Annotated in this window: 13 protein-coding genes and 4 tRNA genes; 8 read left to right on the top strand and 9 right to left on the bottom strand. The window is 67.9% G+C overall.

What is annotated here, in order from left to right:
- Positions 1-31: 31 nt before the first annotated feature.
- The gene (locus ACWPXK_RS05900) at positions 32-3,571 is read right to left on the bottom strand and encodes a non-ribosomal peptide synthetase (protein WP_454194950.1); all 3,540 of its coding nucleotides are present in this window, start codon (positions 3,569-3,571) and stop codon (positions 32-34) included.
- 133 nt (positions 3,572-3,704) lie between these two features.
- Between ACWPXK_RS05900 and ACWPXK_RS05895 the strand changes: the two genes are divergently transcribed.
- Positions 3,705-5,324 (top strand): (2,3-dihydroxybenzoyl)adenylate synthase, encoded by a 1,620-nt coding sequence (locus tag ACWPXK_RS05895; RefSeq protein ID WP_454194949.1) that lies wholly within the window; start codon positions 3,705-3,707, stop codon positions 5,322-5,324.
- Positions 5,325-5,389: 65 nt separating this feature from the next.
- Here ACWPXK_RS05895 and ACWPXK_RS05890 read toward each other — a convergent pair whose 3' ends face one another.
- Positions 5,390-6,700, bottom strand: coding sequence for a salicylate synthase (locus ACWPXK_RS05890; protein ID WP_454194948.1), 1,311 nt, complete (start codon positions 6,698-6,700; stop codon positions 5,390-5,392).
- Positions 6,701-7,077: 377 nt separating this feature from the next.
- Between ACWPXK_RS05890 and ACWPXK_RS05885 the strand changes: the two genes are divergently transcribed.
- Together ACWPXK_RS05885 and ACWPXK_RS05880 are read left to right on the top strand one after the other, a co-directional pair.
- Entirely contained in the window at positions 7,078-9,546 is a 2,469-nt protein-coding gene (locus ACWPXK_RS05885) for a glycerol-3-phosphate 1-O-acyltransferase (RefSeq protein WP_454194947.1), read from the top strand.
- On the top strand, positions 9,543-10,961 hold the full coding sequence (locus ACWPXK_RS05880) for an HAD-IB family hydrolase (protein ID WP_454194946.1): 1,419 nt from the start codon (positions 9,543-9,545) through the stop codon (positions 10,959-10,961). Before ACWPXK_RS05885 ends, ACWPXK_RS05880 begins: the two co-directional genes overlap by 4 nt.
- A gap of 165 nt (positions 10,962-11,126) precedes the next feature.
- On the opposite strand, the gene ACWPXK_RS05875 is transcribed toward ACWPXK_RS05880, so the two are convergent.
- From ACWPXK_RS05875 to ACWPXK_RS05845, 7 genes are all read right to left on the bottom strand, one after another.
- Positions 11,127-11,846 carry a polyprenol monophosphomannose synthase gene (locus ACWPXK_RS05875; RefSeq protein WP_454194945.1) on the bottom strand — a complete coding sequence of 240 codons (720 nt, stop codon included), beginning with the start codon at positions 11,844-11,846 and terminating at the stop codon, positions 11,127-11,129.
- Between the two features lie 307 nt (positions 11,847-12,153).
- Entirely contained in the window at positions 12,154-12,336 is a 183-nt protein-coding gene (locus tag ACWPXK_RS05870) for a hypothetical protein (protein ID WP_454194944.1), read from the bottom strand.
- Between the two features lie 94 nt (positions 12,337-12,430).
- Complete coding sequence (locus ACWPXK_RS05865; RefSeq protein ID WP_454194943.1) at positions 12,431-13,108, bottom strand: GAP family protein; 678 nt, start codon at positions 13,106-13,108, stop codon at positions 12,431-12,433.
- A gap of 412 nt (positions 13,109-13,520) precedes the next feature.
- A tRNA-Phe gene (locus ACWPXK_RS05860) sits at positions 13,521-13,594 on the bottom strand.
- 57 nt (positions 13,595-13,651) lie between these two features.
- Positions 13,652-13,725 (bottom strand) — tRNA-Asp (locus tag ACWPXK_RS05855).
- A 29-nt stretch (positions 13,726-13,754) separates the two neighbouring features.
- Positions 13,755-13,827: transfer RNA gene (locus tag ACWPXK_RS05850), tRNA-Glu, on the bottom strand.
- Between the two features lie 94 nt (positions 13,828-13,921).
- A complete protein-coding gene (locus tag ACWPXK_RS05845; RefSeq protein WP_454194942.1) occupies positions 13,922-14,587 on the bottom strand; it encodes a TetR family transcriptional regulator in 666 nt (221 codons plus the stop codon).
- Between the two features lie 262 nt (positions 14,588-14,849).
- Between ACWPXK_RS05845 and ACWPXK_RS05840 the strand changes: the two genes are divergently transcribed.
- The 5 genes from ACWPXK_RS05840 (at position 14,850) to ACWPXK_RS05820 (ending at position 21,068) form a co-directional block, all read left to right on the top strand.
- Positions 14,850-15,125, top strand: coding sequence for a hypothetical protein (locus ACWPXK_RS05840; RefSeq protein ID WP_454194941.1), 276 nt, complete (start codon positions 14,850-14,852; stop codon positions 15,123-15,125).
- A 316-nt stretch (positions 15,126-15,441) separates the two neighbouring features.
- Positions 15,442-15,514, top strand: a tRNA-Lys gene (locus tag ACWPXK_RS05835).
- An 888-nt stretch (positions 15,515-16,402) separates the two neighbouring features.
- Positions 16,403-17,374, top strand: a complete 972-nt coding sequence (locus tag ACWPXK_RS05830) for an acyl-ACP desaturase (RefSeq protein ID WP_454194940.1) — start codon at positions 16,403-16,405, stop codon at positions 17,372-17,374.
- 167 nt (positions 17,375-17,541) lie between these two features.
- A complete protein-coding gene (dusB, locus tag ACWPXK_RS05825) occupies positions 17,542-18,684 on the top strand; it encodes a tRNA dihydrouridine synthase DusB (RefSeq protein ID WP_454195466.1) in 1,143 nt (380 codons plus the stop codon).
- 161 nt (positions 18,685-18,845) lie between these two features.
- On the top strand, positions 18,846-21,068 hold the full coding sequence (locus ACWPXK_RS05820) for an LCP family glycopolymer transferase (RefSeq protein WP_454194939.1): 2,223 nt from the start codon (positions 18,846-18,848) through the stop codon (positions 21,066-21,068).
- Positions 21,069-21,096 lie beyond the last annotated feature (28 nt).

The following is a 21,096-nucleotide window of genomic DNA, read 5'->3' as shown; positions in this document are numbered from 1 at the left end:
CGAGCGAGCGGTTCGGACGCAGCGGCCGACGCTACGTCCGGGCGAGGATCTCGTCGTCCGACATCGCCGCGACCTCCAGGTAGAGCGCCGCTACCGTGTCCAGTCGTCCTGCCGTTCCCTGCTGGCGTTCCCGATCGATCATGCGCGCGGCCAAGCCGTCGACGGTCCGCGCGGCGAACAGGTCGGCGACGACCGTTTCGGGCGCGTCCAGCCATTCCCGCACCCGGGCGATCACGGCGGTGGCCAGCACCGAATCGCCGCCGAGGGCGAAGAAGTCGTCGGTGACGCCGACCCGCTCGGTGCTCAGCACCGTCGCGACGACGTCCGCCAGCGCTCGCTCCAGATCGGTTCGGGGAGCGATGAATTCGACGTTGTCGTCGCCGCGCGCCAGCACCGCGTGGATCGCCTTGCGGTCGGGCTTCGCGTTCGGGGTCAGCGGCAGCTCCGGCAGCATCTCCACCCGAGCGGGAAGCATATAGGCGGGCAACAGATCCGCGACGGCGTCCAGCAACGCCGCCACGGTCATCTCGGCGGCCGCCTCGAGCACCACGGCGGCGGCCAGCTTGGGCGCCGCGGTGCCGACGACCGCGGCGATCGCGCGACGCACACCGGGCACGGACCGCAACGCGCTCTCCACCTCACCGAGTTCCACACGGTAACCACGGATCTTCACCTGATGGTCCGCGCGGCCGAGGAACTCCAGGCAGCCGTCGGGGAGGTACCGAGCCAGATCGCCGGTGCGGTACCAGCGCATGCCATCGTGGACGATGAACCGCTCGGCGGTGCGCTCGGGATCGCCGCGGTAGCCCGCCGCGACGCCGTCGCCGCCGATCCAGAGCTCGCCGGTCACCCAGTCGGGGCAGTCGTGGCCGGTGGGGCCGACCACCCGGCACCGCACGTTGCGCAAGGGAGTGCCGTACGGCACGGCGGTCCAGTCCGCCGGAACGTCGGCGCCGACCACCTCGCAGATCGTGGAATGGATCGCGGTCTCGGTGGCGCCGCCCAGCGCGACGAACCGGCAGTCCGGCGCCACCTCCGCCAGTCGGCTCGGCAGGGCGACATCCACCCAGTCCCCGCCGAGCAGCACGGTGCGCAGTGAGTCCAGGCGCGCGCCCGCCGCGGCGGCGAGCAGCATGTCCAGCAGGCTGGGCACGCAGTTGATCAGCGAAACACCATGGCGGCGAACCAATTCCACCCACTGCGCGGGCTCGCCGCGCTGCGCGTCGTCGACCGTCACCACCGCGCCCCCCGCATCGAGTAGGCCGAAGATGTCATAGACCGACAGGTCGAACTCGAGCGCCGAGAGCGCGAGGCAGCGGTCGGCCGAGCCGAGGGCGAAACGCTCGTTCAGGTCGTCGATGGTGTTCATGGCGGCCCGATGCGGTACCTGGACACCCTTCGGCTTGCCGGTGGAGCCGGAGGTGAACAGCACGTAAGCGATGCTCTCGGGAGAACCGAAGATCGGACGCGGCAACGGTTCCGGATGACGACGCGCCGCGGTGAGGGCGACGGTCCGCACCCCGGAAATCTCCACGCCTTCGACGGTCAGCGCGGCGACACAGTCACCGGTGCGCAGGATCTCCGCCCTCCTGGCCGCGGGCTGATCGAATCCGATCGGAACATAAACCGACCCGGCGGCGAGCACACCGAGGACGGCCACGATCTGGTCCGGCCCCTTCGGCAACTGCACGGCGACCGAATCACCCGGCAGCACACCAGCTTCGCGCAGGGCGCCAGCGACGGCCAGCGCTTCGGCCGCCAACTGGCCGTAGGACATCTCGCCGTCCGGCTCCCAGATCAGGGCAGGCGCATCGGGTTCCGCCGCCGCGTTCGCGAAGAATCCGCTGTGCAGCGACCGTCCGCTCACCGGACCCGAGGTCGCGTTGACCCGCGCCCGGGTGGCCGCCTGCTCGACCGGAATCCGCAGCGTCGCCTCGGCGTCCCAGCCCGCTGCCCGATCGCCGTCGCCCGCCAGGCGCGTGATCGCGTCGATGTACCGCGCGAACATCGCGTCGATCACACCGGGCGGGAAGGCCGCTTCGCGCACGTCCCAGTTCAGCAGCAGACCGCCGCGCACCTCGGTGATCTGCGCGTCCAGCAGCACCTGCGGGCCTTGCGAGATGATCCACACCGGCTCACCGAAGGTCTCGGTGACCACGTCGGCGAACAACTCCCCGAGGTTGAGCGCACTGGTGTAGACGATCGGCGCGAGCACCGGCTCGCCGTGCAGGCGGCCCAGATCGCGCAGCACCTCCAGGCCGGAGTACGCGGCGTGCGCACCGGCGGCGTGCAGACTCGCCTGCAAGGCGCGGGCCCGCTCCGTCACGGTGGCCGGCTCGGTCACGTCGACCTCGAGCAGCACCGAGGACGTGAAGTCGCCGACCACCCCGTCGACCTGCGGATGCACCGGTTCGCGGTGGAAGAGTGGCAGATTCAGCAGAAAACGCCGTTGTGCCGACCACGCTCCGATGGTTTCGGCGAACACGGAGGCCAGCGCCATGGCCGGAGTGATGCCGCGTGCGTGCGCGGCCTCGAACAACCGTGCTTTCGCCTCGGGGGCGAGCCACCGGTGATAGCGCACCGTCCGGCTCGTGCCCGAAACACTCTGTGCCTGTGGCAGTTCCGGTGCACCGGGCAGCTCATGAAGCCGCTGTTGCCACCATTCCCGGTCGCGATCGCGCTCGGCGCCGCGTCCATTCGGCTGGTCGGCGAGGTAGCGCCGGAAGGTGTATCCCTGTTCCGGAAGCGACTCACCGTGGTAGAGGCGCGCCAGATCGCTGATCAGGATGCGATAGCTCATCGCGTCGGCCGCCAGCATGTCGACATCCAGATGCAGCCGGGTCCGCCCGTCGGCGAGCAAGGTCAGCGCGATATCGATGACCTGACCGTCCTCGACGGCCATCCGCTGGTGCGTCTTGCGGTCGCGCAACGACTCCAACGCGTCCTGGGCCTGCGCCTGCGACAGTGCGCGCAGGTCGGTCAGTGTCCAGACCGGGCGGCCCGGGCGGGCCATGGTCTGCTGGGTGCCGTCCGGCCGGAAGCGGCTGCGCAGCATCGGGTGCCGCCGCACCAGCGCTTCGACCGCTCGCTCCAAGCGGTCGGGATCCACCCCGGCGCCGTCGAACTCGACATACAGGTGGGCCGCGACGCCGCCCAGCTCCTGCGACTCGGAACGGCCGATCCAATAGGCGTGCTGCATCGGCGCGAGCGCGAAGGGCGCGTCGTCGTCCTGCTCCGCCTGGTCCGGTCGCGGCTCGCTCGGCGCTTCGACAGCCTCCGGCCCATCCGCGCCGCCGAGCAGCCCGTGCCAGCCGTTCACGGTCGGGTTCGCCGCCAGCAGCGCGAAATTGATGTCGATGCCGCGCTTGCGCCAGCCTCCGGCCAGCTTCATCGTCCGGATCGAGTCCAAGCCCAGCTGGATCAGGTCGGCGTCGTCGGCGATCGAGTCGGCGGGGATGTCCAGCTGGTTCGCGATGGCCGCGCGGATTTCGTCCCGTCCCACCACCGACCCGGCGGCTGCCACGTTTCCCGCTTTCCCCGCCCCGGCCCCTGGTCGCTGTGCTGACTCCATCTGGCGCTGTCACTCCTTGGTCGCCGCCGAAACCGGCGGATCGAGACTGCTCGGCGGGTAGCCTATCGCATTGAAATAGGGTTGCCTAACCTATCTAAGGTAACCCTCGGCTCGACTTTCTGTGAGGCAGACCGTGACTTCGACACCCATCGCGTCGCCACCGCATCGCGACGGCTATGTCCCTCTTCCCGCGCACACGGCCGCGGACTATCGAGCCGCCGGGTACTGGACCGGTCGCCCGCTCGGTGAACTGCTGCGCGCGACCGCACGACAGCATCCGCTGCGCCCCGCGCTACTCGACGCCGGAGGCCCGCGTACGTACGCCGAGATCGACGCCGCGGCGGACCGGATGGCCCACGGGTTGCTCGCGCTGGGCATCACACCCGGCGACCGGGTGGTGGTCCAGCTGCCGAACGTGCCGGAGTTCCTGACCGTGCTGTTCGGGCTGTTGCGGGCCGGGATCATCCCCGTGCTGAGCCTGCCCGCGCACCGGCGGGCCGAGATCGAGCATCTGGCCGGGCTTTCCGAGGCGGCCGGCTACATCGTCGCCGACCGGGTCGGCGATTTCGACTACCGCGAACTGGCCACGACCGTGCGGGACGCGGTGCCCTCGCTGCGCCACGTCCTGGTGCTCGGCGATCCTGGACCCTTCACGGACCTGAACTCGATTCCGCGCGAGGGCGGCGAGCTGCCCGAGATCGATCCGAGCGATATCGCGCTGATGCTGGTCTCCGGCGGTACCACGGGACTGCCGAAGCTGATCGCCCGCACGCATGACGACTACGTCTACAACGCGACCTCCAGCGCCGCGGTATGCGAATTGACCGAAAACGACGTGTACCTCGCGACACTGCCCGCCGCACACAACTTTCCGCTGGCCTGCCCCGGCATTCTCGGCACCGTCGGCGTCGGTGGCGCGGTGGCCTTCGTCGGCGATCCGAGCCCGGAGAACGCGTTCGCCGCCATCGAGCGGCACGGCGTCACGGTCACGGCGGTGGTGCCGCCACTGGCCCAGCTCTGGTGTGCCGCCACTGAATGGGAAGCGGCCGACCTGAGCTCACTGCGTCTGCTTCAGGTGGGCGGCGCCAGGCTGGCCGAGGTCAACGCGAAGGAGGTGACTCCCGCGCTGGGCGCGACCCTGCAACAGGTGTTCGGGATGGCCGAAGGTCTGCTCAACTACACCCGGCTCGACGATCCGGTCGAGTTGCTGCACACCACCCAGGGCAGGCCGCTGTCACCCGCCGACGAGATTCGTGTGGTGGACGGCGACGGCAACGAAGTCGCGCCCGGCGAGGAGGGCGAGTTGCTGACCCGGGGTCCGTACACGATACGTGGCTACTACCGGGCGCCCGAGCACAACGCGCGCGCGTTCACCCCGGACGGCTTCTACCGCAGCGGCGACCTGGTGCGCCGGCTGCCCAGCGGTCATCTCGTGGTCTCCGGGCGGATCAAAGACGTGATCAACCGCGGCGGCGAGAACATCTCCTGTGACGAACTCGAGGAGCACCTGCTCGCCCACCCCGCGGTCCGGCATGCCGCCGCCGTGGGACTGCCCGACCCCGCGCTGGGCGAAAAGGTTTGCGCCGTTCTCGTCGTCGACGGCGAAATGCCCACCCTCGCCGAGATCAAGACTTTTCTCGCCGCCCGCGGGCTTGCCACCTACAAACTGCCGGATGTGCTGCGCCGCAGCGACAAGCTGCCGATCACCGCGGTCGGCAAGATCGACAAGAAGGCGCTGCGCGCCGCGGGGTGAGCAGCACTCGGCCGGAAAGCCGGCGGGCAGCGCGGCATCGGTGTGCTGCCCGTTCGCTTCGCCGCTCAGGCCTTGACCACGTAGGGCGCGATGCTGCCCAGCTTCTCGCAGGTCTCCTCGAACTCCCGCTCCGGCCGAGACTGAGCGACGATCCCGGCGCCCGCACGCAGCCAGGCGCCCTCGGCGTTCTGGTACACCGCACGCAGCACGAGCGTCGCCTCCATCGCACCGGTCGGCGAAACGGTCAGCACCGCACCGGAATACAGACCGCGGGGATCGTGATCGAGCCGGAACACCGAGTCGACACCCTCGCGCTTGGGAATACCGGAGGCGGTGACCGAGGGGAACAGCATTTCCAGCGCGTCCCAGCTGGACCGGTCGGCGGCCAGCCGCCCGCGCACGGTGGAGGCCAGGTGCTGCACGCTGCCGCGCTCACGCACGGCCATGAAATCCGACACCGCGGGCGTGCCCGGATCGGCCACCGCCGCGATCTCCGCGAACGAGGTCTGCACCGACATCGCGTGTTCCACGATCTCTTTCGGATCGGTGACCAGGTCCGCTCGTGCGGCCAGGTCGGCCGCCGCGCCGCGACCGAAGGCGCGGGTGCCCGCCAGTGGCTCGGTGGTCACCACGCGCTCGTCGTCCACCGAGGCGACCAGTTCCGGGCTGAAGCCCGCCGCCTCCAAGCCACCGAGCCGCAACAGGAACGACCGCGCCGGAGTGTTGTGCGCGCGCCCGAGCCGATAGGTGGCCGGAACATCGACCGGGAACGGCAGGTCGACCTTCCTGGACAGGATGACCTTCTGGTACCGCCCCGCCTGGATCTCGCCTACCGCTTCGGACACCCGATCCCGGTAGCCGGTGGGGTCGATGCGGATGTCGGCCGGGTGCGCCCGCGGGAGTTCGGTGCTCTGCGACTGCGCGATCAGATCATGGATGTCGCCGGTCTCGGCAGGGGTCGCTCCGGATACCCGGACACCGAATTCGCCCACGCGCACCTCGATGCGGGGAATCATCAGGTGTGCCAGCGCGGTACGCGGATCGAGGTACTCGGTGGCGTCGAGCGCCCACGCGCAGAACTCGAATCCGATCCAGCCGTACGCGTTCCGCCCTTCGAGGGGCAACGCGCCGAGCGCGCGGTCGATCACCCCGGCCGGGTTTCCTTCCCAGCGGCTGGTCGTGCTCTGCCCCTCCCACGTGACCCGCAGCTCCCACACATCGAGTTCGACACTGCCGACCGGATCGGCGGCGAACACCCATTCCCCCGGACGCTCGTACATCACGTACTCGCCGAACCGATCCGACCCTGCCAGCTGGGACATCGCTGCCGCCGGATCGGTCACATACTCAACCCGCAGGCGTTCCGTGGTCGACAACGATCCTCCAAAGGTTACCCTGACCTAACTTGTGCAGGTAAGGTTAGCATTACCTGTATAACGGTACGGAGGGCTCGCGGCCACAGCAGTGAACCGCCCGATCAACCCGTGGACCACATGATCTCGAAACCGCCACCCAGCGGACTAGGGCGTAATCCCCTGGGCCACAACAGAAACCCCGTCATCATGGCCGTCAACCGGCCACTGCTTCCGCCGCAAGCTGTTGTGCTCACCGCGACTGGGGAGCCCCGGGGCCGCCCACACACGCACAATGCTCGGACCATGCCCACCCGAACTCGCCGCCCCGACTGCCTGCGCGGAATCGACCCGGCGGGATTGAATAGTGGAGAGCGTCACCTGCGGAGGGAAGAACATCGATGATCGATCACCGCGGCGATTCACCCGCGACCGCCCGACCCGGGACCGCACCGCAGTCGGTGGTGGCCCTGATCGAGGCCGCATCGGGGGTGGAACGCGAACTCGTCGGCACGTGGCTCGCCGACGGCGGGATCGGCGCGCAGTTCGGCACCGACGCCCCGGTCACCCAGCTGGACCTGGACGCGGGCGCCGTCGCCGCCCAGCTGGTCAGCAGGCGCGACGATCCGCTGGTGGTGCCGATCCGGGTGCTGTGGCTGCCACCGGAACGCGACGGGGTGCGGCGCGTCACCTTCGGCGACCTGGCTCTGCTGACCAACCCCCGCCACCCCAACCGGTTGGCGCAGCGCAGGCTGCTCGGCAAGTCGCCGGACCGATACGTCGTGCTGACCGGCGCGCCCGCCCGGCTCAGCGAGCTGCGGGCGAACAACCCGGAGGCGGCGGCGCTGTTCGACAAGGGCACCGCCGAGCCCTTTGCCCGCGCCATCGTGCGCGCGGCGGTAGTGGCGCTCGAACGTGCCGAACGCACCATCATCGGCGACCGGTACAAGGTGCCCCGGCTGGTCACCGAGGAAATCCTCGACTCCCCCGACTTCCTGCGCAGGCTGGAGCTGATCGCCGACCAGATCGGGGAGAGTCCGCACGACGTGTACCGCCGCGCGGAGAAAGCACTGGGCGAACTCGTCGCCGCCCAGAGCAGGCTGGTCTCCGATCTGTTCACCCAGGCCATGCGACCGGTGCACGCCTCGACTTGGAAGGTGGACTCCGACGAGTCCGGCCTCGCCGGGCTGCGCGACCTGAACCGCCGCTTCCCGCTGGTTTTCCTGCCTTCGCACCGGTCATACGTCGACGCGTTCGTGCTCGGGGACGTACTGGCCCGCAACGACTTTCCGCCGAACCATGTGATCGGTGGCGCGAATCTCAGCTTCTGGCCGATCGGCCCGATCGCGCGGCGCACCGGAGCGGTGTTCATCCGGCGCAGTTTCGGCGACGACGAAGTCTACAAGGCCGTCGTCGAGGAGTACTTCGCCTACCTGCTGGCCAAGCGCTTCAACCTGGAGTGGTACTTCGAGGGCGGCCGTACCCGCACCGGGAAGCTGCGCCCGCCGCGCTACGGTTTGCTGAACTATCTAGCCGCGGCGGTACGTACGAATCGCGTCGACGATGTCATGCTGGTCCCGGTTTCGATCACCTACGAGCGGCTCAACGAACTCGGCGCCATCGCCACCGAGCAGGTCGGCGGCACGAAAAAACCCGAGGGGCTGGCCTGGCTCGCGCGCTACATCCGCAACCAGCAACACTCCGCCGGGCACGTGTACGTGCGCTTCGGCGAGCCGCTGTCCGCCCGCGATCGGCTCGCGGCACACGGTGACCCACTCACCACCCCTCCGCTGACCATCCCACTGCACCGGATCGAGCCGATCCCGCCGAGCCGCACCGAAGCCGGGATCGTCGGCGACCACGAACCACCGGAAGTCACCGAGCTGGAACGCAAGGCCGTGCAGCGGCTGGCGTTCGAGGTCGCGGTCGGGATCAACGCGGTCACGCCGATCACGGTCAACGCGCTGGTCACCCTCGCGCTGCTGGGCGTAGACGGGCGCGCCCTCACCCTCGGCGAGGTGCGTACCGTGCTCGCGCCGGTGCTGGGCTACATCGACAAACGCGAGCTGCCCGGCGGCGAACTCGACGCCCTGCGCGACGACAAGGGCTTGGCCGTCGTGCTGGAGCAGCTCTCGCTGGCCAAGGTCGTCACGGTGTACCGGGGCGGGCTGGAACCGGTGTACTCGATCGAATCGGGCGCGCACCTCGAGGCCGCGTTCTACCGCAACAGCGCCGTGCACTGGTTCGTCAACCGCGCGATTCTCGAGCTGTCCATCCTCGCCGGGGTCGACATCGGTGCGGACGACGACGCGCTGAAAACCGGCTGGGACGAGGCGTTCCGGCTGCGTGACCTGCTCAAATTCGAGTTCTTCTTCCCCGAGCGCAGTGAGTTCGCCGACCAAATGGTCGCGGAGATGCTCCTGGTGGACCCGGACTGGTACAACCACACCCGCCGCGACACGCGGAGCTCGGACATCCTGGGGAAGCTCACCGCCTCCGGGTTCATGATGGCCCACCGCGTACTGCGCTCCTTCTTCGACGCGCAACTCGTGGTGGCGGAACGGCTGGCCGCCCGGGACCCGGGCGACGCGATCGACCGCAAGGAGTTCATCGCCGAATGCGTGGCCGTCGGCAAGCAGATGATGCTGCAGCAGCGGTTACACAGCCCGGAGTCGGTCTCCACCGAGTTGTTCACCAGCGCGTTGAAGCTCGCCGACAACTACGACCTCTTGGCGACAGTGTCGGACGACTCGGAGCGTCGCGCGGAATTGACCGAGCGCAGAACGGAATTCGCCGATCGCCTGCGTGTCATCGGTGTCCGCATCGCCCAAGCCGTCGCGCTGGACCCGTGCAACATGGAACCGCGGTGAGCGATCGTCCCGCCGACCTCGACGCCGCGGTCGCCGCCATCCGCTCCGGACCGCAGGGCCCCACCGTCGCCGCGGTCTTCGACTTCGCAGGCACGGTCATCGACGGCCCGGGGCGACGACGCCTGCCGCTCGGCCGCCGCAAGCCCGAGGACGTACTGCTCGGCGGCATCCGCAACGGCATGACCGACGGCGAGTACGCGCGGTTCCTGCGGCAGCTCACCGAAGTGCTGGCCGGGCGCTCCGAAGAAGACCTGGACGAGCTGGGCAGGCAGCTGTTCCGGCGGAGCAGCTACGGACACCTGTATCCCGAAGCGTGGCAGCTGATCCGGACCCACCGGGCAGCTGGCCACACGGTGCTGCTGGTCAGCTCGCTGACCAGGTTCCAGGTGCTGCCCGCGGCGACGCAGCTGGGCATAGCGCACGTCCGCTACACGCCGATGGCCGCCGACGACGGCGTGCTGACCGGCTACCCCGACGGAAAGACGCTGTGGCGCAGCGGCAAGGCCGACGCGGTCACCGAATTCGCCGCCGCGCAGGGCGTGGATCTGGAACGCAGCTACGCCTACGCCGACGCCATCGCCGACCTGCCGCTGCTGTCGCTGGTCGGCCATCCGGTGGCGGTGAACCCCGATGACGCATTGGCCGAAATCGCCGACCGGCGTCGCTGGGCGAAGCTGAGCTTCCGGCCGCGCCGCTCTCCGCGCGCGAGCGACTACGCCCGCACCGCGGCCGGCTTCGCCGGACTGCTCGGCGGCGCGCTCTTCGGCGTCGCGTCGAAGGCTCCGACCAAAGACCGCCAGCAGATGGCCGACGCACTGATGGCGCAGGCGGCGCGCAATACGCTGCGCATAGCCGGGGTGCACCTCCGGGTCACCGGCGCCGAGCACGCGAAATCACCACGACCGGCCGTCTTCCTGTTCAATCACCAAAGCCAGTTCGACATCATCATCGTGCCGAAAGTGCTCGGCGGCGGCGTGACCGGCATCGGGAAGAAGGAGCTCACCAAGAATCCGGTGTTCGGGCCCCTCATGCGCTTCGCCGGGGTGACGTTCATCGATCGCTCGAACACCGCGCTGGCGAAGGCGGCGCTACGACCGGTTGTGGAAACCCTGCGAAACGGACTGTCGATCGCGGTGTCCCCCGAGGGAACTCGCTCCTACACCCCCGAGGTCGGTCCGTTCAAGAAAGGCGCGTTCCACATCGCGATCCAGGCCGGGGTGCCGGTGATCCCGGTCGTGATCCGCAACGCGGGCGAGATCTGCTGGCGCAACGCGATGGTGGCCCGGCCCGGGACCGTGGACGTGGCGATCCTCGAGCCCATCGATGTCAGCGGATGGGACCCCGACGACCTGGACGAGAACGTAGAGCGGGTGCGACAGCTGTTCATCGACACGCTCCTGGACTGGCCCGAGTGATCATCCAGGTGTGCGCCGGCCACCCGCCGCGTTTCCCGCCGCCAATCGCCCGATCGCGATCGTCGGCGGCGTTGCGGTCTCGATCCCCTGCCACCCTGGCCCGGTCGGCCCTGCACGCGGTGTCGGCGCCGGTGGTCGTCCTCGGGCTGAGGATATGGGTAGTGCTCAGAGCGTGCGGCCGAACAGCAGCTTCCACGGCATCAGTGCCGACTCGAGCTGCACTTTGAGGCTCATCTTGGAGGCGCCGAGCGTTCGCTCCTCGAACCGGATCGGAACCTCGGCGATCGTGACGCCCTTCTTGATCGTGCGATAGTTCATCTCGACCTGGAAGGAGTACCCATTGCTGCGGATCGAGGCGACGTCGATGGCGCGCAGGGTGTCGGCCTTCCATGCCTTGAAGCCGGCGGTGGCGTCCTTGACGCCCAAGCGCAGAATCAGGTTGACGTAGAAGTTGGCCCAGGCCGAAAGCGCCTTGCGGTACCACTTCCACTCGGCGGCGGTCGAACCGCCTGGGACGTAGCGGGAACCGAGCACCACGCCCGCATCGGTGGTCGTCAGCTTCTCCAGCATGGCCGGGATGACTTCGGCGGGATGCGAGAGGTCGGCGTCCATCTGGATCACCACGTCCGCGCCCTCGTCCAGCGCGCGCGTGATGCCCGCGACGTACGCGCGCCCGAGCCCGTCCTTCTCGGTCCGGTGCAGCACACCGACCACGTTCGGCAGCTCGGCGGCCAGCTTGTCCGCCACCTCACCGGTGCCGTCCGGCGAGCTGTCGTCCACCACGAGCACGTGCAGGTCGGGCACGGGCAGCGTGGTCAGCCGCTCCACCGCAACCGGTAGATTCTCCCGCTCGTTGTAGGTCGGCACAACAACGGTAACCCTCAAGGGTCGCCCTCCCTGCTGATCCTGGTTTCCGCTCGCAGCCCACGCCAGGACCACCGAGCATTCGTCGAGTTCTGGAGAACCGTACTCGATACCCCTGACCGCGGGCTGAGCGGCCGCACCCGGCGCGACGCCGCTCGGCCCTCCGACCTGCGCCTCAAGATCAACTTCGCCGGACCGGGGAATACTTTCCCCCGCCGTGCCGCCGGTCCACAAGGGAATTCACCGCGAGCGATTCAGCGCGGCGGGCCATCCACCGCGACAGATCGAAATCTATTGCCGCACAGGCAAACTTCCGACGCCGCGCGCGTCACTTCCCCTCGCGCCAGGCGCGATCCCGGGCGTCCTCGCGCTCGTTGCGGGCATGCGCGATTTCCAGCGCGCGCTCCGCCGTCGCCCGGTCCGGATAAGGCCCCATTCGATCGCGGAACCAGCACTGCCGTCCTTGTTCGGCTCGTTTATGCTTCAAGCAGTAATACCAGCGCTCAGCCATACCTCCAGCATCCCACCCAGCACCGCACCGCATCCCGATTTCGTGTTCGCCCATCCGTAGCGGTGTGCCGGTGACCGCAATTCGCTGCCGAGATCTACCAGAGACTTCGGTAATAGATGAGTGAGTCGCATATCAGAACCGCACCGAACACGACGAAGAGTATCCGCACCGAAGTCGGTCCATATGTGGTGAGAATGCGAACGACCTTTCGATACACACGGCGCGCTGTGATCGTGCGCCGCATGGCGAGGCCGAGAATCAGCAACGGCGGAAGCAATGCCAGCGCGCAATAGGCGACGATGATCAGCGGCCACAAGGTAGGTAGCGGATCGCGTGCGGAGATCATCGCGAGTCCGGCCAGATAAGGAACCGCCGTCGGCGCCTGCGCGATACCGATCGCCACCCCGAGCACGGCGAGTAACCAGGGTTGCCGTCGCAATGCCGTCCCCCGTTTCGGGTCAGCCGTTCCGGTCATCCGAATGCCCGCGAGGGCGATCAGTACCGCGCCGACAGCGAGTTCGCCCCAATACCGCACCCCCGGGGTGATCTCGAAGTCGACCAGATCGCTCAGAAAGCCGATTCCCAGGATCGTGCAGATCCCGAAGGCGGTGGTGACGGCGAAGACGCCCGCAAGCAGGCTCAGACCGCCGACCAGCGGCGAGCGCCGAACCAGCCTGCTGTCGTAGACGACGGCCGTGGTGACGCCGATGAGCAGCACGTCCAGCGAATCGAGGAAGGCGAACCCCGCAAGCGCGAGGAGAAGGATCGACATGGCCGCGCCAGCCTACCCGCGCCGCGGTGGACCACCGTCGCCCCTGTCATGAAGCCCTTTGCGGCACTATGCGATTCGCCACACCCGCGAGCGAGCGAGTCGGTCAGCTCGATCGACGCACGCCACGGCTGCATGATCCACCTGCGCGGCGAGTCGCGCACTCCGATAACCAGACCTTCTGACCGTGTCCCCATCGCGGTATTCGATTGGCCTGGCAGAAACACTCGAATGGGACCGCCCACCCCATGCAACCACGGAACACTCGAACTGGACCGACCCGCGCAACGCAACCACTGGAAGGGGGGTCCGGGGCGAAGCCCGCCGGGCAGGTGTGGGGGTTGCACCCCCACAAGACATGACGAAGCGAAAACGGCTCATGCTCTCCATGAGCATGAGCCGACGATGAGCGGAGTGGCCAGGGCCGGGATCGAACCGGCGACCTTCCGCTTTTCAGGCGGACGCTCGTACCAACTGAGCTACCTGGCCGCAGGCACCCGAGGTGAATGCCATACGCCAAACGCCGGAATATCCGGCGCTCAACTGCGACCCTGACGGGACTCGAACCCGCGACCTCCGCCGTGACAGGGCGGCGCGCTAACCAACTGCGCCACAGGGCCATGCTCTGCTACCAACGATCCGCAGATCGTACCCCCTACGGGATTCGAACCCGCGCTACCGCCTTGAAAGGGCGGCGTCCTAGGCCGCTAGACGAAGGGGGCTCGTCCCGGATTTCTCCGGACCGGCTTTCAACGGCTGTCCGTTGGGAGCTGGGATAGCTTATGACAGACCGGACTCGAATCCCAAACCGGCTGGTCAGAGCCCCAAACCGAGCTCCTCCAACCGGGCCTGCGCGCCCCAGCCGTCGCTGCGGAACTTCTGCAGCCACTCCAGGGTGGCCATCGCCTCAACCACCACCTCGAGCGCCTCCTCGAAACGCGACCGCAGATCGACCTGACCGCCGAGCAGGTCCACCATGTACCGCTGACCGGCCAGCGCCGCCGCCAGCGTGCGGGTGAACCGGTCGGGGTCGGCATCGGCACGCAGCTGCCCGTGGTCGATGGCGCGGACCGTGAGCACCCTGGTCGTGCGGCCGAGGATGCGCCCGCCGCCCGCTTGCACGTCGCGGTAGAAATCCGGCTCGATGATCAGGCGATACTCGGCTTGCACGATGATGTCGTGCTCCAGCCGCAACGCGATCTCGTCGACCATCCCGTGCAGGATGTCCAGCGGGCTGAGATCCGCTCGCGCGAGCCAGCGCTCAGCGGAGACGCGGTAGCGCTCCACGGCGGTCTCCAGCACCGCGCGCGCGAGGTCTTCCTTGGAATCGAAATGGAAGTACATGGCGCCCTTGGTGGCACGCGACCCTTCCAGTATGCGGTTGAGCGATGCAGCGGCATAGCCGCTCTTCCCGAACTCAACGGCGGCGGACCTGATAATCGCCGCCCGTGTCCGGCGGGCCCGCTCTTGCTGCCGTGCCATGCTCGAAACGCCTCCGAAGCCTACTCGCCGCCAAGCAGCCACTCCCAAAGGAACGGTCCCTTGGCACGAATTCATGAGTTTTATCAATACTGCAAACCGGGTTTCCGCCCGATTTCAAACCTTCGGTACGAAAACTCGCGAAAAACCTGAAACGCACCGGCTGGTATAGTTTTCCTGCCCGGGTGCGCCGCAGGGGGTGCGCATCCGGGCATTTCTTCGTCTCGGATCTGCCTCCTCCTGCGGCATCGAGTTCCGCCGAGCCGTGGCCGACCGAGCCGACCGCGACGCCTTCGGACACAGCAACGACAAGCTGAATTCCGTCGCGCCGACCGAGTCGGCGATTCTTTCGGAATTCACCAAGGCGTCACCGTACCCGGAATCTCGATGCGACACGCGGCAAACCGAAGAGTCAGGCAGCCATCCGATTCCGCTTTCCGTTACAGCAAATATTCCGCAACCGAACCTCATCGTCCGGCGGCCGCGTGAATTCGCCAGCGGCCCAGCGATGTTCACCCGAGCCAGCCGGCAGACCGAGTGACCGATCGCCCCGGACGCCGCACCGGCCAACCCGGTCCGCGAGCCTTGCCCGGCCAGGGCCCTTCACCCCCTGCAAATCCAAAGACATTGTCAGCCAACATGATTGGATGATATCCAGATCTGGGTAAGATGAACAAAGCTGGGTGGCAAATGTTTTACCGCCTGCATCGTCGCCTGCGCGCGCCGCGTTACCCCGCCCGCGGCATCGCGCGACGCACCCACACCGCCCGCCGACCCCACCCATCCACCACACCCCACCGACACGAACTCCCCCGATTGGGGCATCGGCCCCCGATCGCACTACACTGGTCCTCCGCGCCCCTATAGCTCAGTTGGTAGAGCTACGGACTTTTAATCCGCAGGTCGTAGGTTCGAGCCCTACTGGGGGCACACTCGTCGGGCGTCCGGGTCATCCGGGCGCCCGACCTGGTTTCTCAGGAGTTCTCCGCTTCGTTATCCCTTACTAATGGGGACACGCCGATGCCGACTCCAGCTCTTGCACCGTGCATCAGCGAACACATGCCACCCCGGGCGTCAGCCGTGCCGACCGCCCTCCGGCCAATGCCCGTTCGGATGCCGACGGCACCCCAAGCCCCGTCGCCGGGCCACCGGACGGAACGCCGAACCGCGACCATGAATGCCTGAGCTATGAGGATTCGCGACGAGTGGCGACCGGTCCGATTGTGAGGAAAGGCACAAAGGTGCGCTGACTGTCCGGCGGCGGACACGTGCCCTGCGGAAGCAAACGGATGGTGCGGCCGGCCGAGGAGATGGGCGGTTCGCATGAGCTAGAACTCGGCTCGTTCAGCCATGCGCGACCGGTTTCGCCGGCACTTCGGGTGGAGGAGCGGTCCCGGTTGGTCCGTGGCCCGAATCGCGAGCGCGCATGCACTGCCGGTCCGGGAGCAATGGATGGCGGCGAGGACGCCACTTCGCCGCCGACCACACTCGGGAGCACGCGGACCTGATCGTGCACGGCACGGCCCACCGCGGTCCGCGGCGGCGGGGCGTTTGTGATTCCAGTGGATTGTGCGTTACCGCACTCGAGCTAACGCCACGAACAGCGCGCCGATAGTCCCCTTAGTGCGGGCTGACCCCATACACTCGTGTGGATCACTGAACGGCTGAGACGTCGTATGACGAGTATCACCAGGGCATCGATCGTCCAAAAGATGCGTTTCGCATCACACCTACGGTGCCGTAAGGTATGGCCGCATCGGTATCGGTCTACCTTGGGATGACCAGCACGACCGGACGCACACACTGAAGGGTTCATACATGGCAAGGGATCTGACTCAACTCGAGCTTCTGACGGAGTTGGAGCCGGTTGCCGAAGAAAACGTCAACCGGCACCTTTCTCTGGCAAAGGAATGGCACCCGCACGACTACGTCCCGTGGGACGACGGCCGCAATTTCGCGGCACTCGGTGGCATCGACTGGGATCCCGAGCAGTCCCGCCTCAATGAGGTCGCGAAGGCGGCCATGATCACCAACCTGCTCACCGAGGACAACCTGCCCTCTTACCACCGGGAGATCGCCGAGAACTTCTCCCAGGATGGCGCCTGGGGCACCTGGGTGGGCCGCTGGACCGCCGAAGAGAACCGCCACGGCATCGTCATGCGCGACTACCTGGTCGTCACCCGCGGCGTCGATCCGGTCGCCTTGGAAGAAGCTCGGATGGTCCACATGACCAACGGCTTCGCCTCCCCGGCCGAAGCCGACGCCGGATTCCTGCACTCCGTCGCGTATGTCACCTTCCAGGAGCTGGCCACCCGGGTCAGCCACCGCAACACCGGCAAGGTCTGTGACGACCCGATCGCCGACCGCATGCTGCAGCGCGTCGCCGCCGACGAGAACCTGCACATGATCTTCTATCGCAACATGTGCGGCGCCGCCCTCGACCTCGCGCCCGACCAGGCCATCGAGGCCATCACGCTGATCCTGGAGAACTTCCAGATGCCCGGCGCTGGCATGCCCAACTTCCGCCGCAATGGTGTGCTGATGGCCAAGCACGGCATCTACGACCTGCGCCAGCACCTGGAGGAGGTCGTCCAGCCGGTGCTGAAGAAGTGGAGCATCTTCGAACGCACCGACTTCACCGCGCGCGGCGAAGCGGTCCGCGAGCGCCTCGGCCTGTTCCTGGAGAAGCTGGCCAAGGACGTGATCAAGTTCGAGGAGCAGCGCGACCGCATGCTCGCCCGCGAAGCCGCCAAGCGCGAGCGCCAGATGGCGGGCAGCACGGTCGGCTGACCACACTGACGCAACCGCGCCGCCGTCCGGACTCGGACGGCGGCGCTTTGCGGCGTTGTCCGAACGTTGGGTTCGAGCCGGTGACATTGCTCCTCAGGACATTTCCCGACCCGGCCACCCGTACCGGCCGAGTTACGTGCGGAAATGAGACACTGGTCGGCGTGACGATGACTACCGAGGCGAAGGCAGCGCTGCGGATCGGGCCGTATCCGGTCGATCCGCCGGTCGTGCTGGCGCCGATGGCGGGCATCACGAATCTGGCCTTCCGCAAGTTGTGCCGGGAATTCGGCAGCCCGACCTCGATCTACGTGTGCGAGATGATCACCGCGCGCGCCGTGGTGGAGCGTAACGAGAAGACGCTGCACATGATGTCCTTCGACGCCGACGAGTACCCGCGCTCGATGCAGCTCTACGGCGTGGACCCGGCGACGCTCGGCGAGGCGGTGCGGATCATCGTCGGCGAAGGCTGGGCCGACCACATCGACCTCAACCTGGGCTGCCCGGTGCCCAAGGTCACCCGGCTGGGCGGCGGCGCGGCGCTGCCCTACAAACGGACGCTGTTCCGCCGCATCGTGCGCGCCATGGTGGACGCGGCCGAACCGGCGGGCGTGCCGGTGACCCTGAAGTTCCGAATCGGCATCGACGACGAGCACCTCACCTACCTGGACGCGGGACGCATCGCGGAAGCCGAAGGCGCGCGGGCGGTGGCCCTGCACGCGCGCACGGCCGCGCAGCGCTACTCCGGCCAGGCCGACTGGACCGCCATCGCGCGGCTCAAGGAGGCCGTCACCACAATCCCGGTGCTCGGCAATGGCGACATCTTCTCGGCCGCCGACGCCGTTCGCATGATGGACGAAACGGGCTGTGATGGCGTGGTGGTCGGGCGTGGCTGTCTGGGCCGACCGTGGCTGTTCGCCGAACTGCAAGCCGCGCTGCGCGGCGAGCCGCTGCCCGCGGCCCCCGATCTGGGCCGGGTCGGCGCCGTGCTGTATCGGCACGGCACGCTGCTGTCGGAGCATGTCGGCGAGGACAAAGCCATGCGCGACCTGCGCAAGCACATGGCCTGGTATCTGATGGGATTCCCGGTCGGCGCCGATCTCCGGCGCGCGTTCGCGACCGTCGGCAGCCTCACCCAACTGGAAGACCTTGTCGGACAACTCGACCCGACCGCACCCTTCCCCAAGGACGCCGAAGGCCCACGCGGGCGCCAAGGTTCGCCGGGAAAGGTCGCATTGCCGCACGGCTGGCTCGACGACCCCGACGATCCAGCGGTGCCGCAAGCCGCCGATGTGATGCACAGCGGCGGATGATCGGGCAATCCCGCAGCGAACCGCGCTGCCAAACACCGCTGTGACCTCGCCGGTTTCGCACTCGGGTGGCTCGCCGTGGCGGAATCGTTATCATTGCGGAATCGGTGCTGCCGGTCGAGTACGGCTGAGGCGGAAAGTAAGACGAAAAGCGAGGTTCGTTGGTGGGTGACGATCGGCACGGGCGTTCGCCACGGCCCGGAGGTCGTGCCCCGTGGGAGCGGTATCCCGCGGCGGATAACCCCGAACGAGACGCCACACGGACGTCCCGGCGCTCGCGGCACACCGACGCCACTCCCGACCAGGGTTCCGCACCGCTCACGGTCCAGGATCTCGTCCAGCGGGTCGACAACGAGCGTGCCGGGCGAAGGGGCCGCAGGGCGGCCGCGCCACAGGACGGTGACGCGCCGAACCGTGGCCGCCGCGCCGAACCGGCACTACCGGACGCGGGCCCCGCACCGGGACGAGGCCATCGCGCCGAGCCCGCGCCACGCCAGGACGCTCCCCGACGCTCCCCAGAGCCCGCCCGCCGCCCTCCGGACGCCGCCAATGGCCGCGGCGCCGCGGCAGGCCCACGCCGCGCCCCCGACACGCCCGCGGCACGACCCACCGGCAGTTCTCCGGTGGTCCAGGACATCGCGGGCGAACACGCCGCCCCTGCCTCGCGCACCGCGAACCGTCGTCCAGCCGAGCGCTCCGGTCCCCCCGCCCGCCCGGAGCCGGAACAGGCCGAAGAAGTCACCGACGTTCTTCCCCCGCTCACCGAGCCGACCCGCGCCAAGCGCAAGGGCGCGGGCTGGCCGACCAAGGAAGGCAAAGCCCAACCGAAGCCGGTGGGCACACCCGCGCAATCCCGCCTGGCGGCCGCCCGCGAACGCCGGAACAAGCGCCTGCGGACCATCGGCCGAGCCGGGATGGCGGTGGTCGCCGTCCTGGTTCTCCTGGCGACCGGTGGCGGCTGGAGCTACATGCGGTCGACCTCGGACAGCTTCACCCAGGTCTCCGCCCTCGACGAGAACTCAGAGGACATCGTCGATTCCAATGCCCAGCTCGGCGACGAGAATTACCTGCTCGTCGGTACCGACACGCGCGCAGGCGCCAACGGCAAGCTCGGCGCAGGCACGCTGGACGACGCCGAGGGCTCCCGCGCCGACACCACCATGCTCGTTCACATCCCGAAGAACCGAAGTCGGGTCGTCGTAGTCTCCTTCCCGCGCGACCTGGACGTGACCAGGCCGCAGTGCACCGGGTGGGACAATGAGAAAAACAGAAGCACCGACGAGAAGTACCCGTCTGCCATGGGCGACAAGCTCAACGCCGTCTACAATCTCGGCGGCCCGCCGTGCCTCGTCTCCACGATCCAGCGTCTCACCGGCGCGTCGATCAACCACTTCATCGGCATCGACTTCGCCGGCTTCGAGACAATGGTCAATACGATCGATGGCGTCGAGGTCTGCGCGACCAGACCGCTGGTCGACGATGTACTCGGCACCATCCTTGAGAAGCCGGGTAAACAGCGCGTCAACGGCGAGACCGCACTGAACTATGTGCGAGCCAGGCACGTCTACGGCGAGGAACGCAGCGACTACGACCGGATCAACCGGCAGCAACGCTTCCTCGCTTCGCTGCTGCGCGGTGCACTGGCGAGCAAGGTGCTCTTCGATCTGGGCAAACTGAACGGTTTCATCAAAGAGTTCACCGATCACACCGTGGTCGACGAAAAGACCAAGCCCGAGGATCTGCTGATGCTGGGCCGCTCGCTGCAGAAGATCGATGCGGGCACGGTTACCTTCATCACCGTCCCGACCGCGGGCACCACCTCTTACGGCAACGAGATCCCCCGCGAATCCGACATCAAGGCGATCTTCAAGGCGATCCGCGATGATCAGCCGCTGCCGGGAGAGAAGCCGACCGTCCCGAAGGACACACCCGCTCCTACCCCGGCCACGCCGACACCGACGAAATACACGGCGGTGGATCCCTCCACCGTCTCGTTGCTGGTGTCCAACGGCTCCGGATACGAGGGTCTGGCGCGCACGGCCGCCACCAAGCTCGGCAACCAAGGCTTCACGATCTACAACACCGGTAATTACGCCAACGGCAACTCCGCGACGACGAAGGTCCGCTACGCCGCAGGCCTGGAAGCCGAGGCCGCCACCGTGGCCACCGCGATCCCCGGCGCGACCATCGAGGCCGCCGACGATCTCGGCGGCATCGTCGAGGTCGTCATTGGAGCGGACTCGACGACCGGCGTCACCGTGAAGGCACCGACCCCGGTCGGTGACACGATCACCAACGTTGCGACCAGCACCTCGAAGGATTCGACGCCGACCGTGCTGCCCTCGGACCTGGAACACGTCAACGCGGCCGAAGAGATCTGCAAGTAGGCGACGGGCGCTCCGCTAGGCACCAACT

It is taken from the genome of Nocardia sp. Marseille-Q1738 (assembly GCF_965283145.1).
The sequence above is the reverse complement of the archived record's forward strand: the minus strand, read 5'-3'. Positions and strand labels throughout refer to the sequence as shown.